Origin of the sequence: Microcoleus sp. C2D2 (assembly GCF_036702495.1) — a bacterium.
Classification (GTDB): Bacteria; Cyanobacteriota; Cyanobacteriia; order Cyanobacteriales; family Microcoleaceae; genus Microcoleus.
Genome location: NZ_JAUBTO010000047.1, coordinates 25,643 through 51,222, shown reverse-complemented (window position 1 = coordinate 51,222; position 25,580 = coordinate 25,643). Strand labels below are relative to the sequence as shown.

The window sequence follows — 25,580 nt, the reverse complement described above, 5'->3', positions numbered from 1 at the left end:
TGCTTTATATTCTACCATGCTGTGCCTAGATTGTGAACCTTCTTTTTTGCTGTTACCCCGATTTATTGAGCGGATACGAAAAAAGTACGATATTAAAGTGAAGATGAAAGCCGGATGGGGCTGCCTACAATTAGGAGAAGAAAGTTAACGAGGAACGGAATAAAACCGCAAGTCCAAGTGCTATGGGATTTTACTTATTTGTGGGTGTACGGGGCAGTAGAGCCACTAACAGGGGAAGGATTCTTTTACGAGTTTACGCATCTGGATACAGTGTGCTTCGAGAAATTCTTGGAGCTATTTGCTAGTAAGTATCATGAGGATTTACATATAATACAAGTAGACAATGGAGGGTTTCATAACTCTTTAAATTTGAGTATACCAGAAAATGTGATTTTATTATTTCAACCTGCCTACAGCCCGGAAGTAAACCCCATAGAAAGACTCTGGGAATATATAAAAGAACAATTGAAATGGTTGAGATTTGAACAAATAGAGGAGTTGAGAGCAGCGGTGCAAAAAGAGTTAAACAAGTTGACGAATGAAGTCATTGCTTCTTTGACGGGATGGCAATTCATTTTAGAGGCAATATCTGTAGCAGAACTTTAGGAAATTGGTATTAGTTGGTCGTCGATTTAGCAATAGCTGTTGAAGCGTCCGTGTTAGTGGCACCGTGCGCGCTTTGTTGGTCTTCGTGCCATTACGAGCGCGATTACTCAAACTTTCTCCGATCCAGATGCGATCGCAGTTTGATGAACAGTGTTGCCATCGCAATGCTGCTGCTTCCCCTGTGCGAAGACCGACACCGAACTTGAATTCCACATAGTCCGCGTAGTGATTTAGATCGGGATCTGAGCGGAATTTGTGTACGATCGCGTTTATTTCTGCCAGTGTGAACGGCTGTGGGCGCTGTTTGGGCGCAACAATCACGCGAACATCAGCCCAAGGATTTTCGACTACCAGCTTCTTTTTTAGTCCCCAGACCCAACAAGCGTTCATCAAAACGATCCGTTCGTGTACCGTGACGGGTTCAAGTTTCTCTGCCAGCCAATCTCTAAATTTCTCAGCAATACTTTCAGAAACAGAAATTGTCGTTTTGTTGTTGAAAAACACAGAAACGTGTTTTTGTAGCGCAAGATATTTAGTCAATCCACCGATCGAGATGGATCGGCGTTTATATTCGACAAATTGCTCAAATAGCTGAGAAACAGAGATTGATTCTTGTTTCTGTGGCTTGTACTTGAGCAGGGAGGGGTCAAAGTTGCCACTGGCCATGTCAAGTTCAATTTGGCGGGCTTTGATTTCGGCTGCCTTGCGATTGGTGCTCGTGTCGGGCAAACCGATGTACAGCCAGAAACGTTTGCCCTCCCATGACCAAACTAAACGAAGCCGATCCTTAAAAATCTTGACCTTCACAGAGCCTGAAGCCATATCCCAGTTTTATCCCACTTTTTGTCAGAGTATGACATATTCTGTCACCCCTAATTGAGAATAGCAGATCTACAGTTTTTCTTAGAGAAACGACAAAACCCGCTGTGTTAACGGGTTTTGTTTATGGAGAATAGCGGGCTCGAACCGCTGACCCCTACAATGCCATTGTAGTGCTCTACCAACTGAGCTAATTCCCCTTTCTTTTCGCGCTCTCAATCATGCCTTAACTGACCAATATTTGTCAAGCTTTTTGGGCAAATTAGTTTTTAACCCTGGATTGGCAAGGCTTTCGGCTTTTTTTCCCCAAAAAATCTCCTCGCTTCTGGACAATGGTCAATCCCCTACTATGATTTAGTAAGTGTGTTGGGATATTTCCGTCAAATGGCTCAAACAAGACCCCATGAGGAAGTAGACGACTAGCAGAGCGGCGGCTGAGACCGCAACTAGGGTGCCGGCTAGCATTAGTGAAAATTCCCGTTGCGCGATCGCCTCTTGCATTAAGTGCAAAGACCAGGCAACGAGGGCAACGTCAATTATTAAAATAGAAACCAGCATAAGTTACGATTTGTAACAGCTTACCTATTGTAACAAAACTTTTCGCTCAGTGCAGATAAGCTCAGGCGTATTTAACTTTTGCTGTAAAACCCGGAGGGAGCAGCGGAAAGCTACTGAGAAAAAATGATAGCTTTTATTAATAATTACAATATGCAAAGTAAATGAGAGCAAGCTCATCTTTAGAGGGGGCGTTTTTGACTCTTGAGCGAGGGATTAAGAACCCGATAGCTGCGCTTCAGACGCTTTGGTGAGGGGTCAGGGTGCGATCGACCTTTGAGTATAACTGATTTGATACCAGTGCGATCGCACCCTGACCCGATGCAAATTTGATAAAATTGGTGTACTTTTAATTAAAATAAAATGAACGGCTGTTGAGGATATAAACTAAGTTAACCCAAACTCAAAAACTCTACTCGCCAGAGGAATATTTTGCACTAGAGGAAGTGGCAGAGTCCCCAAGTGAATATATTGATGGCGAGATAGTTATTATGACTGGTGGTACTCCAAATCATAATGATATTGCGGGCAATTTTTAGGCTCATTTAAAATTTGCTCTGAAGGGGCAAAACTATAAGGTTTTTATCGGTGACTTACGGTTGTCGATACCGCGCTATCATCTGTATACTTATCCAGATGTGATGGCGGTTAAAGGCGAACCAGTGCTTTTAGACGATCGCACAGCTACAATAATTAATCCTTTGATGATTGTTGAAGTTTTGTCAAAAAGTACGAAAAATTACGATCGAGGGGATAAGTTTGATTATTATCGATCGATTCCTGAGTTTCGAGAATACATTTTAATCGATCAGTATAAAGTTTATGTCGAACAGTTTGTCAAGACTTCTTTGTTAATCCTCCTCGTCTTTATCCATGTAGTTCGGAAAACTGGTTTCACCTTCCAATATGCAGGAGTATTTGAGGATTGAGTCTTTTGTAGGTTTGATTCGTAGCAGTCGCCAGCCGTATTTTTCTTGCATTGCGTAACACCGCCGGGGTTGGGTGACGGAGTAGCTTGAGGTGACTTGCTGTTGCCTAGAATTCGTCACAACGATCATATGTCCATAGTGTAACGAAGTATTTTCGCCAAAACCCGGTTTCTGAGCACCCCTGCCTCCAGGACTAATTTTAACTCTTGTGGGATGGGCATCTTGCCCGTCCCGAAGTGCAATCATAGTAGCAATTTTAGGAAAAAAAGCTTATCCTAGAGAATAATTTATCTAAAATCAACAGCAAAGCAGGCAAAAGCATGGAACAAACAACAATTATTCCCCTAGAACTCTCTGACGGCACAATTGTCAGAGTCGAAGCCACACCAATTGGCGACCAGGAAATCGCTTTTGGCAACCGACCTTTCAAAGAAGCAACAGATGCCATCAAGGCAATTGCGAAAGAACTCTCAGGAGTTTTGCAAGAAGTCAAACCAGATAAAGCCACCATTAAGTTTGGCTTAGAGATTGCCATTGAATCTGGACAAATTACAACATTAATTGTCAAAGGTTCTAGCAAAGCTAACCTTGAAATTACTTTAGAATGGAGCAAGTAATTCCAAGGCAGCAGAGGACACGGCAATGCCGTTTCCCTACCCCAAAATAATCGTAGCACGGGTGAGGGTTCCCAGCCTTCGCACTAGCGAGAGATGTAACTATCGCCAGATTAATTGTAGGGAAACGGCACTACCCTGTCGTGATATCTCCATTGCATAGAGTGACTAATTGCTAACACCCAAATATGACACATATCACTAAACTCTTACAACAATGCACCCTGCGAGTGAGCGTTCCCGGTGGTCATGGAACTGGTTTTTTTGTTGCCCCACAACGAATTCTCACCTGCGCTCATGTCGTTAAATCAGCTAATCGTGAAAAAATCAATGTATTCTGGCCATACAAAAATCAGCAATACATTGCTAGTCTTGAAAATATTCCACTAGAAAAGCATCTAGATGTAGCAATATTAAAGTTGAATTTTCCCGATTTAGATCATCCTTGTATCAATTTTGACTGGTCATCTCCTGAATTGAGCGATGACTTATTTAGCTATGGCTATCCCCAAGATTATTCCGAGGGTGATTCTGCTACCTTTAAGTATGAAGGTGAAAGCATCAAAAACAATTCGCCACTATACAAATTGAAAGGAGGACAGGCAAAACCTGGAACTAGCGGTTCACCATTACTCAATCAACGCACCGGAAAAGTTTGTGGAATTATGAATCTTTCTCGCGGCGATTTTAGTGATTTAGGAGGGCGAGCCGTACCTGTAAGTATAATTTTTGCCCAATTTCCTGAACTAGCAGAACTCAATCAGCGGTTTCATCAAAACAATTCAAAAAAAACAGATAGCAATCCCTTTGGCTACGGCAGCTCAGTCTCGCCAGAACGCTTTTATGGACGGAAAAAAGCTATTTTAGAGGTAAAAAGCCGAATTGGTGGTATTAGTTCTGAGAGCATCAATATAGTAGGAATGCGACGCAATGGCAAATCTTCCATATTGCGGTTGATTACAGAACGTACCGAAAGGTTTTGTCAACCTAAACAAAAACCATTAATTGTGAATTTAGATTTACAATCTCCCAAATTTCACACGCCAGAAGGCATCACTGAGGGACTGCGGCGGGAGATTTTCAAACAAATAGGAACTGAACCTTGGAGGCAGGATGTTAATGACGATCCTTTTGAGGTGGAAGATGGCTTGATACGCCTGCAAGAACAGGGCGATCGCTTGATTGTGATCCTAGATGAGTTTGAAGGAATTACCCGACGTTTAGAACTATTTCAGGAGTGGGGAGAAGATTGGCGTTCCAAAGCTTCTGCGGGTATGTTGGCGATGGTAATTGCCAGTAAGCGTCCCTTGAGCGAAGATTGGAAAACTCGTTTTCCTACATCGAATTTTCCCAATCTTTTTAGTACGGAAATTTTGGGTGCATTGGAGGAGGAATCTTGGCGTAGTTTAGTTAAAGATGGGTTTATCCAAAGCGGTAAAATGGATGTTGTACCCGATCAGTTAATCGACTGGATTGATGAACTTACTGGCGGTTTGCCTTTTTATGTCCAAATGGCAGCATCAATGTTTTGGCAGTACGGGGATTACGAAGAAGCACGGACTAAGTTTTTTTACCAAGCAACTCCCCGCTTTAAAGAACTTTGGGATGATTTGACTCCACCGGAACGTCAAATTATGAAAAATGCTAGTGGTAAGATTTCAACTCAATCTGATGCTGTAGTTGATAGCCTCAAACATCACGGTTTGTTGCGATCGGATGGTGGATTATTTAGCAGTGCTTTTGCAGAGTTTGTGAGGAATCAGCGATGAAGAGGTTTCTGCGGGAGACTTGGGAGTTGTGGTACTGGGCAATGTTTTGTCCTTCAAGGCTTCAGCAGCGGATGAATGAGTGGGCTCCTGCTGAGGAAAAGGATGGATTGCGATCGGATACACATTCCAGGGATATTTTACTTTTGGGAAATAATCGCTTTATTGGTCAGTTTTTACTGCTGATATTTTTGTTTAGTTTACCGCTGATTTCGGGAATTGCATTGCACGGTCAAGCCCTCGATTTGCTCTTGCTGTTGGGAGCGATCGCGACTGCTTATAGCATTGGCTCCTTCTGCTTATCAATGGGCTTGCATCTACTACTACTGGTTGATTTGGTTTATCTGATAAATCCTCAAGTTTCTCTAATTGTACTGGCTCAGGTAAGTAGTATTTTACCTCCATTTTCCCAACTAGCAAGTGGTCTATTTTTCGGCATATTGGCTTTAATTATTACCACGTTGTTTTGTGCGTGGCTGCTAAATAGAAAGCGCCTTTTTTTAGCTCGCAATGTCATCGCGGTCGGCGGAACACTAAGTACATGGTTAGGAAGTTGGTTGGCGACACAGAATTGGTATTTTGCTCTGGCTGCCACTGCATTGATCGGCTTATTACTGTTGATATTTGTTTATAGCGATGAAGTCGAAAGGAGCGACTCCATGATGTTATTTGTCATGGGACGCATCATGGGAAGCATGGTGGCAGTCGTCGCAGGAGGTGTCGTGGGAGGCCTCTCGACAGTCGTCGTGGGAGGCGTCGTGGGAGGTCTCGCAACGGTCGTCGTGGGAGGCGTCGTGGGAGGCGTCGTGGCGGCTGTCGTGATAAGGGTTTTGACAGGAATTCTGATAAACATCGTGCCAGACCTCGTGAGAAGCATCAGCATCATGACGATCGTAAGAAACCTCGTACTAAACATCGTGGGAAGCATCGTGGCAGGCGTCGTGGCAGGTGTCGTGGGAGGCGTTGTGGCAGGCGTAGTCGGAAGGATTGCAATTTTACCTTTGCCTCTCTTTTTGCTAATGTGCTGGCTAATTGCTGCCAGTCTCTCCCCAATCATGCAAAATTGGTTAGCAATAATTACGGCAGTCACCCTAACAGCTTTAGGCTTCGAGCATCAGGGCTGGGTATCAATTTTAGCAGTGCCAGTAACTTTGATGAGTTACTACCGACTACCAGACTATTTAATCCTCACACTAATCGACTCTGTACTAGCAATCCTTTTAGTACAACCTTTCGAGGATCGCAATCCTGTGCGATTACTTTACTTACTACCCCCTTACACCACCGAGTTGCTTTGGATGCCTCTCGTTAATCACGATCGCATCTTAGCTGCCGCCTTCCGCACTGATGGCTCAGCAACACTGGCAACTTTTCAGAAAATGCAAGCATCACCGCTACCAGGCTTGAAAGTTACGATTAAAGTGGCATTACCTCAAATTATTACAGATCAATTAACGGCAATTGAAAATATTTCGGAACTCATCGCCATAGCCACACCCGAACATCCATTTTTACCTTTACTAGCACCAACATTCTATCAAAGCCGAAATCTAGTAAGAAACACAGAGTTTCTACAAAAATTATCCTCAAATAATAACTCTATATTTCGCGGATTGTTCATTTTTACAAGTGTTTTAGGTAGCATAATAACAGGTGTTGTTTTTATTCTAAGTACCCGGCTGATAGAAACAATTATTGGAAGTATTGTTGGCAGTGTTATGGCAGGCATTTTGACCAGCTATTTCGCAAATAATTGGCCATTTGATATAGAAGATGGTACAGACATCAATAAACTATTGCCACGCCTGCAAACAGTTGCTAAAGATGTGGATGCTGCCTTAAAAGCAGGAAACATTCGTATACGCAAACGCGCCTTAGAGCCAATCCTCACTTATCTGCTCAGATTACAGGTACAACTGCCTGAATTAGGACTCACAACACGGGCAATAAAACGCTGGCAACCAGTTTTAGTAAGGTGGCGACGAGTAATCGAGCTAGAGTTGGAAGAACAGCAGAAACAATCTCAAGATGAACTACTTAACCCCTTCCAATACGGCAATCCACTGCTATCTGACCGTGCTAACCTGTTCAGAGGGCGCCAAACCTTTGCCGATCAAATATTCCGCTTAATTCTCGATCGCAATCGTCCCACCCTCGTTTTACACGGTCCCCGACGCTGTGGCAAAACCTCATTTCTGTATAACTTACCCCGCCTCTTACCCAGTAGATTACTCCCCGTTTACGTAGATTTACAAAGTTCGGCTATAACTACAGATGAAGCTGCATTTTGTCAAGGATTAATTCGTGCCATCCACCGCGATAGTCGCTGTCAAGGCATCGAATTACCAATTATTCCCACACGCAAAGACTTTCTGGAAACTCCTTATATTGCCTTAGAAGATTGGCTCGAACAAGCAATTCCCAGACTTGGAGAACGACGCCTTCTCCTCAACCTTGATGAATTTGAAAAAATTGGCACTGCTATCAAGGAAAAACGCTTAAGTATCAACTTATTTGACGAACTCCGCCACCTGATTCAGCACTATGATTCCCTAGCTTTTCTCTTCTCTGGCCTCCAAACTCTAGACGAACTCGGCCCCAACTGGAGCAGCTATTTTATCAGCGTTGTCCCCCTAGAAATGACTTATCTAGAACCCGATGAAGCCGAAAGTTTACTAACTGATCCTGACCCAGAATTCGCCCTGCGTTACGATCGAGGTATTGTTGACGACATTATTCAACTGACTCGCTGTCAGCCCTACCTGCTGCAACTCCTTGGCTCTGCTCTTGTCACTCAGGCAAACTTAAATCATACTCAATTGGTAACACCAGATTTATTGCAAGCTGCGATTCCTGAAGCTTTCACCAACGGCGAACCTTATTTTACCAATGTCTGGACAGAATTTACAGGTAATAATCCCGCAGAAATAATCGCCGGACAAGAATTCCTGTTAGAATTAGCCAATGGCTTAGCTCCGGGCAATGTACAAGATTTAACAGATGCGGCAATCAGGCGATTGAAACGATATCATGTGATTGAGCAAACAGATAATGGTTATGTTTTTGAAGTGCCATTATTAGAGCGTTGGGTTCGAGAACGGGCTGTAAAAAATAGCAATTATTAATAATTTGCAACTTATATCATGTCCGATCGATTAACCATAATATCCCGGTCGGGGCGGGTTTTTGAGATGGTCAATTATTGGCAGGTATTGTGGGTGAACCCGCCCCTACAAAAATCGCGGTCGCTCGACCGGACATGATATTAAGTAAATTAAAAAAGGGGCAACTCGCGTCGCCCCTCATCTATTTAACCAACTGCAAAATTAAACTTCCACAGCAATCTTTTGTTCCGAAGCCTCCGGCGAATTCGCTTCACTCGGCGGCACAACTTGCCAGAACTTAGGCAAATATTCCGACCAATTTGCTAAAATCTTCTCAGCTTTCTTGCTGCCAGTTCGATCGCACTGAGCCTCAATCAACTCCTTCAACTGCGCCTCCCCAGCCGCCGTACAAACGCGCTGCATCTTCACAATCTCCCCGTTGACGTGAGCCGGGAAACTGCCATCTTCATCGAGGAAATAAGCCAAGCCGCCAGTCATTCCAGCGCCGACGTTGCGGCCGACTTTTCCCAACACGACGATCGCGCCGCCAGTCATGTACTCGCAGCAGTGATCGCCCGCACCCTCAATCACAGCTTTCGCCATCGAGTTGCGCACCGCAAACCGTTCGCCAGCCTTACCCGCAGCCAACAGAGTTCCCCCCGTCGCACCGTACAAACAAGTGTTACCGACGATCGCATTTTCGGAAGCATCATAAGTCGCACCAGCCGGCGGTGCGATCGCGATTTCGCCGCCGTGCATTCCTTTACCAACGTAGTCATTGGCTTGGCCCGACAGTACCAGCGTCATCCCCGGCAAATTGAACGCGCCGAAGCTTTGGCCCGCGCTACCAGTGCAATTAAGGGTGATTTGACCGCTAAAGCCCGTGTTGCCGTGTTGCTGTGCGATCGCACCTGCCAAACGCGCTCCCACAGTGCGATCGGTATTCACCAATTTTACACTCTTGCTAACAGTGCCGTGATTGGCGATCGCACTTTGAATCTCAGCATCCGCCAGCAAACCGTCATCCAAAACCGGGCCGTTGCTGTGGACGGGTTCGTGCACCAAGAAAGATCGATCGCTCTTAGTATCCGGTAACTTAATCAAACAATCCAAATTAATCGCTTGAGTTTTAGTTAATTTCACCCCATCGCGCATTGTCAGCAAATCCGCGCGGCCGATGATATCTGCGATCGACTTATAACCCAATTTCGCCAGCAAACTCCGCACTTCTTGTGCTACGAAATAGAAGAAATTAACAACGTGTTCCGGCGTACCGGGGAACCGTTTCCGCAAGTGTTCTTGTTGAGTTGTCACCCCCACCGGACAAGTATTCATGTGGCAAACGCGAGCCATAATACAGCCTTCTGCAATCATTGCCACCGTGCCGAAACCGTACTCTTCGCCGCCCATCAAAGCGCCTACAACCACGTCCCAGCCGCTTTTAAAGCCACCGTCAACGCGCAGCAAAACTCGATCGCGCAACTTATTTTCCATCAGCACCCGGTGAACTTCTGTCAAACCGAGTTCCCACGGAGAACCTGCGTGCTTAATCGAACTCAATGGCGAAGCACCGGTGCCGCCATCGTGGCCGGAAATTTGAATCACATCAGCATTTGCCTTGGCGACACCGGCGGCCACAGTCCCGATGCCGACTTCCGACACCAACTTCACCGAAACTCCTGCTTGCGGATTGATTTGGTGCAAGTCAAAAATCAACTGCGCCAAATCCTCGATCGAATAAATGTCGTGGTGAGGAGGAGGCGAAATCAGCGTCACACCCGGTTTCGACCGGCGCAAATAAGCAATGTACTCGCTCACTTTCGCCCCAGGCAATTGACCGCCTTCACCCGGTTTCGCACCTTGTGCGATTTTAATTTCGATTTGTTGGGCGTTCATCAGGTACTCGGGAGTCACCCCGAAGCGTCCCGAAGCTACTTGTTTGATGGATGAAGAAGCTGTATCGCCGTTCTGCAAACCTTTCAAGTGAGGTAGCGTTTGTGAGAAACCCGCCGCGCTCACATCGTTTAGCACTTTGTAGCGCACCGGGTCTTCGCCGCCTTCGCCGGAGTTGGATTTGCCGCCGATGCGGTTCATCGCAATCGCTAGCGTTTCGTGGGCTTCCGGGGACAAAGCGCCGAGGGACATACCGCCGGTGGCGAACCGCTTGACAATATCTGCTACAGATTCTACATCTTCGATCGCCATGGGAGGGCGATCGCTCACAAAATCCAGCAAATCCCGCAAAGCCGTTACCGGGCGGTTTTCGAGCTGTTTCTTGTAAACCTCGTAGTGATCGTAAGCCGTTTCAGAATTTTTGGAACCAATTGGTTCCATTTTTGGTTCGGCCCCATTGCCGTTACCGTTAGTCTGAGCCTTAAAAGTAGTCACAGCCTTGTGCAAAGCCTTCGCCATTTCCGGGCTGTTCATGTGATATTCACCGCCCCGGCGGTACTGCACGAAGCCGTAATTTTCCAGCTTTTTGAGAACCAATTCTGGGAAAGCCTGACTGTGGAAAGACATTACCTCGTTAGCCAGTTCCGCCACACTCAAACCGCCGATCCGAGAAACCGTGCCTTTGAAACCCAAATCGAGCAAATCACCGCCAATGCCGATCGCCTCAAAGATTTGCGCCCCCTGATAGCTAGACAGCAGCGAAATCCCCATTTTCGACAGAATCTTCAGCAGCCCATTTTCCACCGCTGTGCGGTATCTAGCTTGAGCCTGCGTCACAGTAATATTGGGAATTTTGCCGTGCTGCATCAAATTTTGAGTCTTAGTGTCAGACCACCAGGCGCGCACGCTTTCCAAGGCAAGGTAAGGGCAAACAGCCACCGCCCCGTAACCGAGCAAACAAGCGAAGTGGTGAGTGCTCCAACATTGGGCGGTATCGACAACTAGCGAAGTTTGCATCCGCAGCCCGACGCTAATTAAGTGGTGGTGAACCGCACCAACTGCCAGGAAGGGCGGAATATAAGTGCATTCTGCACTCAGTCCAACAGCAGAAGATCCGCCTTCTGCCTTCGAGACTCGATCGGTCAAAATCAGAATTCTCGAACCCTCGCGCACCGAAGCAGCCGCCTCTTGACAAAGTTGCTCGACTGCGCTTTTCAAACCGCCAGGCCCGGCAGCAATTTTGTAAAGCGTTGACAATTCGGTTGCGGGGAAAGACTTTTGATCTTTCAAGAAAGACAGTTCAGCGTCGTTGAGTACGGGGGAATCAATTTTCAGCCGCTTGGCATTTTCCGGCACTGCTTGCAGTAAATTGCCCCGCAGGCCCACACTCATCGTCAGCGACATCACCATTCCCTCGCGCAGGGGGTCGATCGGCGGATTTGTCACTTGAGCGAACCGCTGTTTGAAATAGTTGTACAGCAACTGAGGCTTTTCTGACAACACAGCCAAAGGAACGTCATCGCCCATGCAGAAAGTCGGTTCTTTGCCAGAACTCGCCATCTCGACGATCACCATGTCCAAATCTTCTGCTGTGTAGCCGAAAGCAGTTTGGGTTGCCAACAGCGTTTGCGAGTCGAGGGTTGCTGTTTCCGCAAAAGGCTGCGGCTGCAAGATTTCGCGGTTTTGTTTCAGCCATTCGCCGTAGGGGTGCCGCTTAGCAATGCGCTGCTTGAGTTGCCAATTTTTGAGAATTTCTTGAGTTTGCAGGTCAACTGCAATCATTTGTCCTGGCCCCAAACGGCCTTTTTCGACAATATCTGCTTCGGGAATATCGACAACTCCCGCTTCGGAAGCCACAATTACCAAACCGTCTTTAGTAATGCAGTAGCGGGCCGGCCGCAAACCGTTGCGATCGAGCGTAGCACCTACTTGTTTGCCGTCGCTGAACACCAGCAGTGCCGGGCCGTCCCAAGGTTCTTGAATGCCGCTGTAATACTCGTAAAAATCGACAATTTCGGGGTAGGGAGCCAAATCCGGCTGATTTTTGTAGGCTTCGGGTACCATAATTGTCAGGGATTCTAGGGGAGTGCGGCCCGAGTGCACCAACAACTCCATCACATTGTCCAAGTTTGCCGAATCGCTGCTTTCGGATTTGACAATTGGGTTGAACGTGTCGATGTCCGCTTGACTCCAATTCGGGTGAGATAAATTGGCTTGCCGCGCCTTCATCCAGGTAATATTGCCCAACAGCGTGTTAATTTCTCCGTTGTGTCCCAGCAAGCGCATCGGCTGGGCTAAGTGCCAGCGGGGCATCGTGTTGGTGCTGAAGCGCCGGTGATAGACGGCAAAGGAGCTTTTATAAGCGGGATTTTTCAGGTCTTCGTAAAATTCTGCCAGTACGGCCGATCGCACCATGCCTTTATAGACGATCGTGCGGCAGGAAAAAGAGCAAGTATAAAAGTCTCGGCGGGTGAAGTTGGGGCGATTTGACAGGGCGTGTCCGATCGTGCGGCGCGCCAGAAATAGGTGTCTGTCGAGTTCGTCTCCGGCTAAGTGCGGTGAACTGACAATTACTTGTTCGATGTGAGGTTGATTTTCTAGCGCTTGCTCGCCCAAAACCGACGGTACAATGGGAACTTGGCGCCATCCCCAAAGTTTCAGCCCGCGATCGGCCAGAACTTGCTCAACCACCTGCCGCGCTATAGTCGCTTGAAATTTATCTTGAGACAGAAACAGCATTCCCACGCCGCAGTTTTCCCGTGCGGGAGGCACAATTCCCTGTTCGGCAAACCAAGTATCCAGCAATTCCCAAGGAATCGCGGTCATCAAACCCGCACCGTCGCCGGAATCTCGGTCGGCGCTGCAACCGCCGCGATGTTCCAGACAAGTTAAAGCTGGGAGCGCTTTTTGAATAATCGAGTGGGTAGCTTCGCCGCTTTGGTTGGCAATAAAGCCCACACCGCAGGCATCTCTTTCTTCCACTAACCAGCTTTGGCCGGCATAGGGTGTTCCTCGCTCAGTCTGATGCACGTTTCTGTTTGGATCGATCGTATTACCCATGTTGATTGAATGTTATTTCCGTGATTGTGTGGTTGATGCGTTTTTATAGCTCGGAGAGAAGGCTGCCGAGCGGTGGGAGCCTGGTAAACTTTAAAACAGCGTATTGAAAGCTGATTTGATAAAAATTTACGTCTATGCTGCCTGTACTTAGCACTGAAGCCCTGTTTGCAGATTTTAAATTATCTCGCTCGCATCGTCTCGGAGATGTCTCCTAGAATACCCTGCTGTTAAAAAGCAGTGATTCAGCAGGCGATCGCCGCCCGGAGACTAGATACATTGCAGGCGATTCCCTAGGGGATAGCTGCGCTTCACGAGTTTTTTGTCTGTTTTTTTCCTGAGTCCGCAAGGGTAGCCTTGCAGCAAACACAGGTAGATATTGACTTTAGCTTTATTTTGCTTGCTGCGCTGCTGAGTTGCTTTCGTCCGCGCCCGCAGACACAAAAGCCACCTGCCCGGTCAGTCGGTAGGTGCAATGTAGCAGCGCGGTTCACAACTCGTGGAACCTGTCTTATTGTGAAGTCAACTATCAAGCTGGAACATCAAGTGTATCAAGAAATTGATAAAATTTCACCGCTTACAGTCAGAGTTTGCGCGCAAGTCTTGTAAGCGATCGCCCAAAACCCAGGCTAAGAGGCCTGGCCGAAAAAGGTTGACAGTTATCCGCAACCCTAATTAGTATTTTTTTACCCAAAAACGTTTGTAACTCATCAATGAAGCCTATTTCAAGGATTTCTGACACATTTGGAGCATCTGGTGCCGGCCAGCGCAGCCTTTTTGACCGCACCCAAAAACTTGGCATTGGTAATTTTGTTTAGCTCAGTCCTGGACGCACACATACCAAAGAAACCGGGTTTTTTACTGAGTCTGGGGTCACAACCAAGTTTTTTCGTAAAAAAACCCGGTTTCTGAGCCTCGGTGCGTAAGTCCTAAGCTCAAAAGTTGCCGTTCTTACCGATTTAAGTTGATTGGCTTTTGGGACATTTCATTTCTATTTTTTATAAAAGAATGTAAGCGGAAAACGAGCGAGACTTTAGTCTGCTCGATGCAAGGAACACGGGGGAATTCAGTCAAAAGTTAATTTTTAATTAAAATATTGAAATTAAGTGCCCTATATTGATCTGGTTCATGTCATCATAAATTTCTCGTAGCTCACAAATTAAGCTTAGTCATATAGTTATATAATTTAAAAATTACCGGAAACAACAACAGTTTACTGCTGTTAATAAAGCTTGACGGACAGTGTGTTTGAGATCGCGATCGTAAGGCAGCTAGAAATATCCTCTCCAGGAGAGGATGCGTAGCGTAGGGCATAGGGGAACTTGGAGTAACACCCTAAATGCTGGTGGATAGATGACCTCTACTGAGGCTGGAGAAATCCTGTATCAGCAAGTCGCCTCTTGGAATCAAGAATCTCAGTTTCTTGAGGATCCAGAGTGTCAAAAATCCTCCCATAATGATGCCACGCCTATTCATGAGCTTCTTAACTGCCTCTTCAATGAACTGCTGTCCTTCAATCAGCGTTCGCGGAGTCATTTTATACTTAGTGTCAACTGAAGTATCAACAGCTCTTACATAAAATATTAAGTCGGCTTTTTTAAATCGCTCTTTCATAATTTCTTGTTCAAAATATGTTAAGAAAAATGAAATTAATGAATAGAACCGCAGATAGAGGCACAATAGTAGATATCAACTAAAACAAACTTTAGGCTTGACAGAAGCAGTAGGAATACGTAGATATGGCTACAACAAATGTTTTACTAGGATATCACATTAACGAGCAAATATACGTAGGTACGAGAACTTTAGTGTATCGCGGCCTTAGGTGTTCAAATGGGCAGCCAGTCGCGATCAAAGTGCTGCGAAATGACTTTCCCCGCTTCAACGAACTGGTTAACTTCCGCAACCAGTACGTCATTGCTAAAAACTTAGATATCCCCGGCAGTGTTAAAGCATACAGCCTGGAGACTTACCAGAACCACTATGCTCTGGTGATGGAAGACTTTGGCGGAATTTCCTTAAGTAGCTATCTCGATCTTCTAGCAGAAGCTAGCAAGGAGCCCCTAGAAGGGTTGCCCATTAGCGAGTTTCTTCCTATGGCAATTCAAATTGCCAACTCCCTCGACGGACTTTATCGCCACCACGTCATCCATAAAGACCTCAAACCCGCCAACATTCTAATTAACCCCACCACCAAAGAAGTCAAGCTGATTGACTTCAGCATCGCTTCCCTGTTGCCGCGCGAAACCCAAGAAATACAAAATCCCAACGTCCTCGAAGGCACCTTACCTTACATATCTCCAGAACAAACTGGGCGAATGAACCGAGGCATTGATTACCGCACGGATTTCTACTCTCTGGGAGTCACATTCTACGAACTGCTGGCGAGACAGTTGCCTTTCCAAACCGACGATCCGATAGAGTTAGTACACTGTCACCTTGCCAAGCAGCCTATCCCAGTCCATCACCTCAACAAAAGCGTTCCACTGGTGCTGTCTGAAATTGTTAGCAAACTGATGGCGAAGAATGCTGAAAATCGCTATCAAAGTGCGATCGGACTCAAGTACGATTTGGAAACTTGTTTATCCGAGTGGCAAGAGACAGGGGCGCTGACTAACTTTAAAATAGGGGAGCGAGATTTGTGCGATCGCTTTATCATCCCAGAAAAGTTGTACGGTCGGGAAAGCGAAGTATTCTCCCTGCTAGAGGCGTTTGAGCGCGTGAGTGCCGGCAGCGCCGAAATGATGCTCGTTGCGGGTTTCTCAGGCATTGGCAAAACCGCTGTTGTCAACGAAGTTCACAAACCAATTGTCAGACAGCGAGGATACTTTATTAAAGGTAAATTCGACCAATTCCAACGCAACCTCCCTTTTTCAGCATTTGTCCAAGCTTTTCGCGATTTAATGGGACAATTACTATCGGAAACAGATGCTAAAGTTGAAGAATGGAAGTTAGAAATTTTGGCAGCTTTGGGCGATAGCGCTCAAGCGATAATTGAAGTCATTCCCGAACTAGAACGTATTATCGGACAGCAACCGCCCGTTCCAGAAATTTCGGGCAGTGCAGCTCAAAATCGCTTCAATCTGTTGTTTGAAAAATTCATTCAAGTTTTCACAACAAAAGAACATTCTTTAGTAATTTTTTTGGATGATTTGCAATGGGCAGACTTAGCGTCGTTAAACTTAATTAAACTGTTAATAAGTGCTAATGATAACCGCTATCTCTTATTAATTGGAGCTTATCGGGATAACGAAGTTTTTCCAGCACATCCATTAATGCTGAGGTTAGCAGAGATTCAAAAAGGTGAAGCAAAAGTCAACACTATTACCTTAGCTCCGCTAGCTCAAGCAGACCTAAATTGTTTAGTTGCCGATACTCTAGATTGTTCTACAGCCTTGGCTCTGCCTTTGACAGAGCTCGTTTATCAAAAAACCCAAGGCAATCCATTTTTCAGCACACAATTCCTCAAATCTTTGCATGAAGATGGGCTAATTGAATTTAATTTTGAAGCTCGGTATTGGCAGTGCGATATTGCCCGAGTGCGAACCTTGGCACTAACGGATGATGTAGTAGCATTCATGGCACTTCAGTTGCGAAAGTTGCCAACCAGGACACAGTCCGTTTTAAAGTTAGCTGCTTGTATTGGCAATCAGTTCGATTTGGCGACGTTAGCAATTGTTGATGAAAATTCGCCAGTAGAAACCGCATCCGCTTTATGGAAGGCACTACAAGAAGGGCTAATTTTACCCATTAGCGAAGTTTATAAGTTTTATCAAGCGGAGGGGAATAGCAACTCGGTAATCGGTAATGGGAAGGAATCTGACCAATTACCAATTACCCATGAGCAATTACCCAAATATAAGTTTTTACACGATCGGGTGCAACAAGCAGCCTATTCCCTGATTCCCGAAGAGCAAAAGCGATCGACTCACTTAAAAATCGGTCAACTGCTGTTAGACAATACGCCAGAAGCAGATCGAGAAGAAAGAATTTTTGATATTGTCAACCACTTAAATGTGGGAGTTGAGCTAATTACTCAGGAGGCACAACGGGAGCAATTAGCACGGTTGAATCTGGTTGCTGGAAAGAAAGCCAAAGCTGCTACCGCTTATGCTGCTGCGGTTGAATGCTTCAATGTTGGTAGGCAATTACTGACAGAAAATTGTTGGCAGAATCAATACGAACTAACATTAGCGCTGTTTACAAAAGCAGCAGAAGCGGCATATCTCAGCGGTGACTTTGACCAGATGAAAAAATTAGCAGCAGTCGTGGAAAATTGCGCCAAAACGCTGCTGGATAAAGTGAAGGTATATGAAGTACAGATGCAAGCTTATATGGCGCAAAATAATCTACAGGAAGCACTAAATACGGGACTACAAGTTTTAAAGCAGTTGGGGGTAGAGTTTCCCTCGGAGCCAAACTCGTCAGATATTGGGCAGGCACTAGGGGAAACTGCGTCAATTTTGAATGGCTTGCGAATTGAGGATTTAGTTGACCTGCCTCAAATGAGCGATTCCTATAAACTAGCAGCTATGAGACTTTTATCAAGTATCTTTGCTCCTGCATACATTGCTGCTCCTGCACTGTTGCCTTTGACGGTGTGCAAACAAGTACAATTATCCGTCCAATATGGGAATGCTTCTGTTTCTCCCTTTGCTTACGCCAATTATGGTTTTCTTCTTTGTGGAGTTGTGGAAGATATTGATTCAGGTTATCAGTTCGGTCAATTGGCTTTAAGTCTAGTGTCAAAGTTAAATTCTCAAGAAATCAAAGCCAAGACAGCTTTCATAGTAAATTTATTTATCCGACATTGCAAAGAGCATCTCAGAGAAACCTTAGAGCCTTTGGTGTCAGCTTACTCTAGCGGAATGGAGGCAGGAGATTTAGAATATGCAGGCTATAATTTATTACAGTACTCCTGTTCAGCTTACTATAGTGGCAAAGAACTGACTGTCCTTGAAAGAGAGATAGCAAGAAACAGAAACGCTATTCATAAAATCAAGCAAGAAACAGCGCTTAATTATATAGAAATCTATTGGCAGGCTATCTTGAATTTGCTGGGAAAAAGTGAGAATTACTGCCTTCTCAAGGGTGAAGCCTGCGATGAGCAGATGAAGTTGCCATTTTACCAGCAAGCGAACGATAAAGTGGGAGTTGCATACATATATTTAAACAAACTTTTACTTTGTTATTGGTTTGAAAATTACTCAGAAGCGATTGAGAATATCGCTATAGCAGAGAAGTATTTAGATGCAGTGGTAGGAATGCCAGTTGTTGCTATCTTCTATTTCTACGATTCTTTGGTGTGGTTGGCGGTATATTATGATACTCCACAGTCAGAGCAACAGGGCATTCTTGACCGAGTACAAGCTAATCAAGAAAAAATGCAGAAATGGGCGCATCATGCCCCCATGAATCATCTGCATAAATTCTGTCTAGTGGAGGCAGAACGGCATCGGGTTTTAGACCAAAAAATAGAAGCGATCGAGATGTACGACAAAGCGATCGCTCTCGCTAAAGAAAACAAATACGTCAATGAAGAAGCTTTAGCAAACGAGCTGGCTGCCAAATTTTATTTACAGTGGGGGAAAGAAAAAATGGCTCAACTTTATCTAATTGATGCCTACTATTCCTACTCTCGTTGGGGGGCTAAAGCGAAGATTGATAGCTTAGAACAATGCTATCCTCAATTGCTTGCTCCTATTTTGCAACAGAATCAAGGTCGTTTGTTCGAGGCAGGAACCACCTCCCATGACACCTTATCTTCTACCAGAAATCAAACAATTACTGGGACTACGAGTAGCACAGTAATAGATTTACCAACAGTTATCAAAGCTTATCAAGCTCTGTCTAGCGAAATAAAGTTTGAACAATTGCTCACTACCCTGATGGAAGTGGCGATTCAGAATGCAGGGGCTCAAACAGGAGTATTGATTTTAAAAGAAGAGGAGAACTGGAAAATCGCTGTCCACTGTAGCGATCGCCAAGGCTGTCTTCTGCAAGAAACAATTGCGATCGAGGAGAGCCAATCAATTCCCCAGACTGTCATTAATTACATCAAACGCATCCAGACAACCCTAGTTTTCGATGATGTCACGACAGAATTAATATTTGCTTCTGACCCCTATATGATGCAGCAGCAACCTAAGAGCATCCTATGTACTCCGATTCTCCATCAAGGCAAATTGATGGCAATTCTGTATTTGGAAAATAATCTGACAAGGGGGGCATTCACTGGCGATCGCGTCGCCCTCCTCAACATCCTCTGCTCCCAAGCTGCGATCTCGCTGGAAAACGCCCGCTTGTATCAGGAATCTCAACAGCTTTATCAACAATCTCGGGATGATGCCCAAAAACTAGAGCAGTATATCAACAATCTCAAGCAGATGCAACTGCAACTGATACAGAATGAGAAGATGTCTGCTCTCGGAAATTTAGTCGCAGGGGTAGCCCACGAAATTAACAATCCGGTAGGCTTTATCGTCGGCAATTTGCAACCGGCTCAAGAATATGTGGGGGATTTATTCAACTTGATTGATTTGTATCAAGAAAAATTTCCCGCTCCGGGAGTGGAAATTGAAGCAGAAATTGAGGATATCGACTTGGAGTATTTGCGAGAAGATTTGCCGAAATTGATAGGCTCGATGAAGGAGGGAGTCGATCGCATCCGCAATATCAGTACAAGTTTGAGAACGTTTTCGAGGGCAGATAGCGATCGACCAGTTTCTTTCAATATTCATGATGGAATTGACAGCACTGTGCTGATTCTCAAGCACCGTTTAAAAGCCAGCGAGTTCCGCCCTGCCATTGAAATTGTGAAAGAGTATGGTAACTTGCCCGCCGTGAAATGCTTTCCCGGACAGTTAAACCAGGTATTTATGAATATACTGGCCAATGCCATTGACGCTCTGGAGGAGTCAAATAAGGGGCGCTGTTTTAGTGAAATTCAAGCCCGACCTAATCAAATCACGGTTCAAACTGTTCTGAGCGAATCTAAAAATCAGGTTTTGATTCGGATTAAGGATAATGGAGTGGGGATGTCGGACTCCGTCAAGGAAAACATCTTTAACCACTTATTCACAACCAAGCCTGTCGGTCAAGGAACGGGATTAGGATTGTCGATCGCCCACCAAATTGTTGTGGAAAAACATGGAGGTACATTAACAGTGAATTCCTCCCTCGGGGAGGGTTCGGAGTTTGTGATTTCTCTTCCGGTGTGAGCAGTTGGTAGTAGGGCTTTAGCGCAATTAGCGCCATCGACTAACCTAGACCCGATCCAGAGCTTCCTGCTCATCACAGCGATCGGCAAAAATATAGGGTTTAGTAAGAAAAAACATACGGATATTCCGGGTTTCTCGATACCCATGCGTTTAGGACTGAAATTGTGAGTTGGAAACTGTGAAACGTAATTTGTTGTATTGGCGTCGAATATTGTCAGTCTCGATTTTACCCGTACTGGCGATCGCCCCGTCTTTAGTGTGGAATCAACCCGGAAGAGCACAAGAGGGGGAGAGGGCTGGGTTGATTGATGCTTCGAGAACCCGCCAGGGAATGAATTCCCTGGCTGATAGCGAAAGTCGGTTAAAATTGAGATGTTGCACCCTTGTCAATAAGCCTTTTATGAACGGGCATCTTGCCCGTTCCACAAGCAAATCTACTCTTCGCTTCACAGGCATCTTGCCTGTTCTTGAGAATGGTGCAAGATGTGAGTTAAAACCGACTGAAATATTGACCGATAGTTCTCTTGAGAAAACTTCAGCTATGAAACAGGGGTTTCAACCCATGTCGGAATATAGGTTTTTGGCTCAATCTGTACCGCCATCTTCGAGAATTAGACAAGGCAGCCAAGTGTCTCTAAACGGCCGCATTCTACCCCTAAGTTGGACTCAGCAGCCGGCAAACAGCACTTCTGCGGATTTCCGAACTGGGATTGCTGACGTTGGATTGATGCAAAGTGCGGGAGTGGATTTGCTTAGCAGCGCCGACAGTACCAAACAACCGGTGCAGTGGTTTTCGGTATCTTTAACCGGCGCTCAAAGCTTAGCAGTGCGGGCAACAGGCTCGTATCGTTACTTAGATGTTACCGATTTTGCGTCCCTTGCGGGTTGGCAGATATCAGCAGATGGTAATGTTCTGAGAATCACGTCTCCCGCGGCAAATGTGACTGGAATTCGGCAAGCAGAAAGAGAATGGGGCTCGCGCATTGTTGTAGATCTCGATCGCCCCGCCCCTTGGCAAGTCAACTTTGTCGATAAACCAAGCCCGTCGCCCACACCCACGCCCAACCCCCCGGACGACCCCACAAAGCCCGCTATCCCACTGCAAGGCCTCCGCGCAGCGCCAAATCTCGAAACACCAGACGACCCGACCAAACCGGCTCTCCCGCTGCACAGGACGCCTTTACAGCAGATTATCGGTCAAGAATGGTCGATCGCGATCGATGCCAAAGTCGATCCCGCCTTACTTCAGGACACTTTTCAAACCAGCAAACAATTGCTATCACTAAAAGTCGAACCAGAGGGCGATCGAACCCGAGTCAAAGTAACGATTCCTTTAGGTTGGCGACCGCAAGTTTTCAGCGAGGGAAATCCCTATCGATTAGCGATCGACATTCGGCCAGATTCGTTAGTAGAAAAAAACATTCTTTGGGCTCCCGGTGTGCGGTGGCGGCAGGAGTATCAGAATTTAGGAACTGCTCGTTTTCCAGCAGTTTGGTTAGAAGTTAATCCGCGTCAAGCTGGTGTGAAACTTCGACCAATTCTCAGCAATCCACCGATAGATCGAGGCACTGCACCTCTATTGCAAACAGCAGAAGTTTCGGGAGCGGCTGCGGCGATTAATGCAGGGTTTTTCAATCGGATAAATCGCTTAGCTTTAGGGGCAATTCGCCGCGACAATAAATGGCTTTCCGGGCCGATATTGAACCGGGGGGCGATCGCCTGGAACGATGGGGGAGAATTTGCGATCGATCGTTTGACTTTGCAAGAAACTTTGATAACTCCGGCAAATCAATTTTTGCCTGTTTCTCATCTCAATAGTGCCTACGTGCAATCGGGAATCGGTCGCTACAATTCTGATTGGGGCACAACTTATACTCCGTTGTCTGGCAATGAAATAGTTGTGACAGTTGCGGGGGATATAGTTGTCAGCCAATCCCCCGGAGGTGCGGCGGGAACAACAACTTTTCCCATTCCAGCTAACGGTTATATTTTGGCTTTGCGTTCGGATTTGTCGATCGCCCCTCTATTCACACCCGGCACTTTATTGCGTCTGGAAACTAACACTATTCCTGCTGATTTTAACCGTTTTCCGTACATTCTAGGCGGCGGGCCGGTGTTGGTACAAAACAGTCGAGTGGTTTTGGATGCGAAGGCGGAAGGGTTTAGCGATGCGTATGTTCGACAGACAGCAATTAGAAGTGCGATCGGGCGAACTGCTGCGGGGAATTTGCTGATTGTAGCGGTGCACAATCGCGCGGGCGGGGCGGGGCCAAATTTCGCAGAACTGGCGCAGATATTGCAGCAAATGGGTGCTGTGGAGGCTTTAAATTTGGATGGGGGAAGTTCGACGAGTTTGTATTTGGGAGGTAGTTTGCTCGATCGACCTCCGTCAACTGCTGCGAGAGTTCATAATGCGATCGGTATTTTCATTCAACCATAAACCGTCACCTTAAATTGTAGGGTGCCCCGGTGTGCGTTATCTTCTCAACAATCGAGAATCTCCGCACCGGGGCACCTTACAAACTCTTGTTCTCCCCTTATTAAGGGGGCTAGGGGCGATCGAGAAGACTGTAGAAACAAGACAATACTCAACAAAATTCCCCCCGTCTCAGCTATAATCAAAACCATCCTCTCCACATCCTCACATACCCCTCATGAGGCACTAGCCGCCTGGACAACAACTGCACCAAGGCAAATACCTAATCGAAGAAATCCTCGGCGGCGGCGGATTCGCTGTCACCTACCGCGCTCAAAACCGCAAAGAAGGCAAATTAGTCGCCATCAAAACCCTAAATGCCAACTTTCAAGGTAAACCAAACTTTCGCGAATACCAAACCAAATTTGTCAACGAAGCTTTATCTTTAGCCCGCTGCAGCCATCCCCAAGTTGTCCAAGTTTACGAAGTGTTTCCCGAAATGGTGGGAAATATCGAATTGTGGTGCATGGTGATGGAATTAATCGACGGAATTGACTTAGCTGAATATCTCGAAGATAACGGCATTTTGTCGGAAGCCAAAGCTTTGCCAATTATTCAACAAGTGGGAAGCGCGCTGAGTTTTGTTCACCAGCAAGGATTTACTCACCTCGATGTTAAACCGCAAAATATTATGATAAGAACCCCCCCCAGCCCCCCCTTGGTAAGGGGGGGAGTAAGAGAAAATACCCCCTTCTCTTCTTCCCCCCTTAATAAGGGGGGTGCAGTTTTGATTGATTTTGGCTTAGCGCGGCAGGTGACGGCACCGGGGAAGTTGCGGACAAATAGCAATTCCGGGACTGAGTGTTACGCACCCATTGAATTATTAGAAAAACGGGCATAACTCGGTGCTTATACAGATGTTTATTCCCTAGCAGCAACGCTTTATGTCATATAACGATGACTGGTAATGTTGTGGGCACGCCGTATTTTATGCCGCGACAGCAGGTAGTAAATTATAAGTACGCGCAACCGGATGTTGATGTTTGGGCGGCGGCGGCTTGTTTGTATGGCATGATAACGGGATATTCCCCGCGCAATTTGCAGGATCAAGACCCGTTTTTGGCGGTGTTGCAAACTGATGCGGTTCCTGTGGACGATCGCACTTATGCGATTCCTCAACCGCTAGCCACAGTTATCGATCGCGCTTTAATTGACAATCCTGAAATTTATTATAAAAGTGCAGCGGAATTTAAACAAGTCCTATTAAATAGTAGATCGTAATTGATTTCATATTGACACTGTAACTTGTATCTTGCAAGAGGTAGATTGAGATTTACAGTGGGGTGGGCTCTCGCATTCGGATCTAGAAGTCTGGGGTTAGCCTCAAAATCTCTCGCCAGAATGCGAGAACCCTTACAATCTTCACACAACTCAATCTGCCATCACAGACAACACATACTCTCCTTGATTTACTGACTGATTGGTCGAAACATCAAAAATGAAAACATCCGACTCAGCACAAACATCCACTAAACTCGGAAATTCCCCATTCTTATTAAAGCTGAGAATTTGATAAAGCCGTAGCTTGCGGGGCGGGACGCCATCGCCCTTTTTTGACACAACTCCCCAATTGCACTCGATTTTGAATCATCCCGCCCGCCGGCGCGTAGTATTTGATCGCTGAATTCTTGGGGGTGAAAATAACTTGATGCGCCGCTGTTTCGGGGAGAGGAAATCCATCTATTTTCAATAAACCCTTACTTGCTAAGTAATTTTTGATGCCCCGCAAGCCATTCGCCACCGACTCGGGATTCATTTCCATCCCCGAACCTAATTCTAAAGTCCAAGCTTCCACATCAAACTCGATCGCACTTCCCAACTGGGCCAAAATCTTCTCCAAAGCCAGCCAAGGCTTGATAAACGCCTCGTCAAAAGCATCGCCATCGTACTCGTCAAACAAGATTGCGCGATCGAGCAAAAAAGCTTTTGCACTCTCCTCGCGGGAATTAAAACAGTAAAGGTAATCTAAACTTTGATTCGTAGAACTGTGCAAGTCCAGCACATAGTCAGCATCCAAACACAAAGATTGTAGCTGATATCGGTAAAGTTCGCTGTAGGGACGGCAACTAGGAGCGTTAAGTTTTGCCAACTCTTTGGCAAAACTCAAAGCAATCGCTTTTCTGTAATTAACTTTGATAGTATCGGCATCGAGATGAATGTGAGAATTAGCAAAACCGAGAATATCTTCCCCTTGTTTTTCAAAATTCCAGAAAATTCGGTTCCAATTTACCCCATCATAAAGATTGTAGCGACCCGGGGAAAAATGGTGCGATCGCTGACTGACACCCACAGGATTACAAACAGGAACTAGCAAAATTTCCCCGCTTAACTGACTGCTGTCCAAAGACATTAAAAACTCAATTAATTGGTAAATCACAGCATTACCGCTAATCTCAGCGCCGTGCAGGTTAGATTGGAGATAAGCTTTTTTGCCGGGAATCGCACCTTGGAACTGATAGACTTGCAGTGAAAGCCGATCGCCCGAAGCAAGCTGCACCACAGGAATAGTCGAAATAAATGGAATCATAGACAAGACTCGGA

The 25,580-nt window shown here is 45.9% G+C and carries 12 protein-coding genes, 1 tRNA gene and 2 pseudogenes; 9 read left to right on the top strand and 6 right to left on the bottom strand.

Translation table 11 applies throughout. From position 1 onward, the window contains the following. Positions 1–111: 111 nt before the first annotated feature. Positions 112–606, top strand: a pseudogene (locus QUB61_RS16890) (IS630 family transposase); the annotation flags it as partial. On the opposite strand, the gene QUB61_RS16885 reads toward QUB61_RS16890, so the two are convergent. The 3 genes from QUB61_RS16885 to QUB61_RS16875 all read right to left on the bottom strand — a co-directional run bounded on the left by QUB61_RS16885 (position 577) and on the right by QUB61_RS16875 (position 1,983). Further along, positions 577–1,428, bottom strand: a complete 852-nt coding sequence (locus QUB61_RS16885; RefSeq protein WP_333130461.1) for an Arm DNA-binding domain-containing protein — start codon at positions 1,426–1,428, stop codon at positions 577–579. The pseudogene QUB61_RS16890 and the gene QUB61_RS16885 overlap by 30 nt on opposite strands. 124 nt (positions 1,429–1,552) lie before the next feature. Further along, positions 1,553–1,625, bottom strand: a tRNA-Ala gene (locus QUB61_RS16880). Between the two features lie 154 nt (positions 1,626–1,779). Beyond that, a complete protein-coding gene (locus QUB61_RS16875) occupies positions 1,780–1,983 on the bottom strand; it encodes a hypothetical protein (RefSeq protein WP_190659577.1) in 204 nt (67 codons plus the stop codon). A 428-nt stretch (positions 1,984–2,411) separates the two neighbouring features. Here QUB61_RS16875 and QUB61_RS16870 point away from each other — a divergent pair. From QUB61_RS16870 to QUB61_RS16855, 4 genes and pseudogenes are all read left to right on the top strand, one after another. Next, a pseudogene (locus QUB61_RS16870) lies at positions 2,412–2,909 on the top strand (Uma2 family endonuclease); the annotation flags it as partial. A 320-nt stretch (positions 2,910–3,229) separates the two neighbouring features. Then, entirely contained in the window at positions 3,230–3,526 is a 297-nt protein-coding gene (locus QUB61_RS16865; protein WP_333130459.1) for a CU044_2847 family protein, read from the top strand. Between the two features lie 185 nt (positions 3,527–3,711). Further along, complete coding sequence (locus tag QUB61_RS16860; RefSeq protein WP_333130457.1) at positions 3,712–5,292, top strand: trypsin-like peptidase domain-containing protein; 1,581 nt, start codon at positions 3,712–3,714, stop codon at positions 5,290–5,292. Then, on the top strand, positions 5,289–8,414 hold the full coding sequence (locus QUB61_RS16855; RefSeq protein WP_333130455.1) for a hypothetical protein: 3,126 nt from the start codon (positions 5,289–5,291) through the stop codon (positions 8,412–8,414). The genes QUB61_RS16860 and QUB61_RS16855 overlap by 4 nt, the downstream gene beginning before the upstream one ends. 201 nt (positions 8,415–8,615) lie before the next feature. Here QUB61_RS16855 and QUB61_RS16850 read toward each other — a convergent pair whose 3' ends face one another. Both QUB61_RS16850 and QUB61_RS16845 read right to left on the bottom strand, forming a co-directional pair. Next, positions 8,616–13,346, bottom strand: a complete 4,731-nt coding sequence (locus tag QUB61_RS16850) for a glutamate synthase-related protein (RefSeq protein ID WP_333130453.1) — start codon at positions 13,344–13,346, stop codon at positions 8,616–8,618. Positions 13,347–14,678: 1,332 nt separating this feature from the next. Continuing rightward, the gene (locus tag QUB61_RS16845; protein WP_333130451.1) at positions 14,679–14,957 is read right to left on the bottom strand and encodes a hypothetical protein; all 279 of its coding nucleotides are present in this window, start codon (positions 14,955–14,957) and stop codon (positions 14,679–14,681) included. A 125-nt stretch (positions 14,958–15,082) separates the two neighbouring features. On the opposite strand from QUB61_RS16845, the gene QUB61_RS16840 reads away from it, so the two are divergent. From QUB61_RS16840 to QUB61_RS16825, 4 genes are all read left to right on the top strand, one after another. Continuing rightward, positions 15,083–20,563: an AAA family ATPase gene (locus tag QUB61_RS16840; RefSeq protein WP_333130449.1), complete on the top strand. Its 5,481-nt coding sequence runs from the start codon at positions 15,083–15,085 to the stop codon at positions 20,561–20,563. Positions 20,564–20,741: 178 nt separating this feature from the next. Beyond that, positions 20,742–23,003: a phosphodiester glycosidase family protein gene (locus QUB61_RS16835; RefSeq protein WP_333190057.1), complete on the top strand. Its 2,262-nt coding sequence runs from the start codon at positions 20,742–20,744 to the stop codon at positions 23,001–23,003. Positions 23,004–23,244: 241 nt separating this feature from the next. Further along, positions 23,245–23,880 (top strand): serine/threonine-protein kinase, encoded by a 636-nt coding sequence (locus QUB61_RS16830; protein WP_333130463.1) that lies wholly within the window; start codon positions 23,245–23,247, stop codon positions 23,878–23,880. Positions 23,881–23,936: 56 nt separating this feature from the next. After that, positions 23,937–24,260: a hypothetical protein gene (locus QUB61_RS16825; RefSeq protein WP_333130445.1), complete on the top strand. Its 324-nt coding sequence runs from the start codon at positions 23,937–23,939 to the stop codon at positions 24,258–24,260. A 274-nt stretch (positions 24,261–24,534) separates the two neighbouring features. Here QUB61_RS16825 and QUB61_RS16820 read toward each other — a convergent pair whose 3' ends face one another. Further along, on the bottom strand, positions 24,535–25,566 hold the full coding sequence (locus tag QUB61_RS16820) for a succinylglutamate desuccinylase/aspartoacylase family protein (RefSeq protein WP_445300251.1): 1,032 nt from the start codon (positions 25,564–25,566) through the stop codon (positions 24,535–24,537). Between the last annotated feature and the right edge of the window lie 14 nt (positions 25,567–25,580).